Genomic DNA, 863 nt, shown 5'->3' with positions numbered 1-863 from the left:
CGGTGGCCGGTGAAAGCGTCTGGGACCACCCGTTCCTGTGGGGTTCCAAGCGTACCGGCCCGGACCTGGCCCGTGTCGGCGGCCGCTACTCCGATGACTGGCAGCGTGCGCACCTGTACAACCCGCGCAACGTTGTTCCCGAGTCGAAGATGCCGGCTTATCCGTTTCTCGTAGAAAACAAGCTCGACGGCAAAGACACCGCGAAGAAAATGGAAGTCTTGCGCACGCTCGGCGTCCCTTACACCGACGAAGACATCGCCGGCGCCAAGGATGCTGTGAAGGGCAAAACCGAAATGGACGCGCTGGTGGCCTATCTGCAAGGCCTGGGCACCATCATCAAAAGCAAACGGTGATCTAGATGGATATCGGGATGATTCGTGGCCTGGGCACCCTTGTTGTGATGGTGGCCTTCATCGGTTTGGCGCTCTGGGTGTTCAGCCCCAAGCGCAAGTCCGAGTTTGAAGACGCGACCTTGCTGCCGTTCGCGGATGATCCCGACGCCATCAAGCACGTCGAGCAAGCTTCTAGGAGTAACAAAGAATGACTACGTTCTGGAGTCTGTACGTCACAGTCCTCAGTCTGGGTACCATCTTCGCCCTGACCTGGCTGCTGCTGTCGACCCGCAAGGGCCAGCGCACCGAGCAGACCGACGAGACGGTTGGCCACTCCTTCGACGGGATCGAGGAGTACGACAACCCGCTGCCGAAGTGGTGGTTCATGCTGTTCGTCGGCACCATCGTCTTCGCCCTGGGTTACCTGGTGCTGTACCCGGGTCTGGGCAACTGGAAAGGTGTCCTGCCGGGCTACAACTACCTCGATAACGAGAAGCAGACCCCGTTCGCCAACGGTCAGTCCGGCTGGAC

General features: G+C 60.0%; 3 protein-coding genes. All 3 read left to right on the top strand.

Translation table 11 applies throughout. The annotated features are described in order from the left end of the window. A partial coding sequence (locus BLX41_RS35590; protein ID WP_259744972.1) for a cbb3-type cytochrome c oxidase subunit II occupies positions 1 to 353 on the top strand: 353 nt, incomplete at its 5' end. Positions 354 to 358: 5 nt separating this feature from the next. After that, positions 359 to 544, top strand: coding sequence for a CcoQ/FixQ family Cbb3-type cytochrome c oxidase assembly chaperone (locus BLX41_RS17055; RefSeq protein WP_011060239.1), 186 nt, complete (start codon positions 359 to 361; stop codon positions 542 to 544). Then, positions 541 to 863 (top strand): cbb3-type cytochrome c oxidase N-terminal domain-containing protein (locus tag BLX41_RS33715; protein ID WP_311197531.1); only part of this gene is annotated, 323 nt, incomplete at its 3' end. The genes BLX41_RS17055 and BLX41_RS33715, both read left to right, overlap by 4 nt.

The organism is Pseudomonas protegens, from assembly GCF_003732485.1.
In the GTDB taxonomy this organism is placed as follows: Bacteria; Pseudomonadota; Gammaproteobacteria; order Pseudomonadales; family Pseudomonadaceae; genus Aquipseudomonas; species Aquipseudomonas protegens_B.
This window is presented reverse-complemented; position numbering and strand designations above follow the sequence as displayed.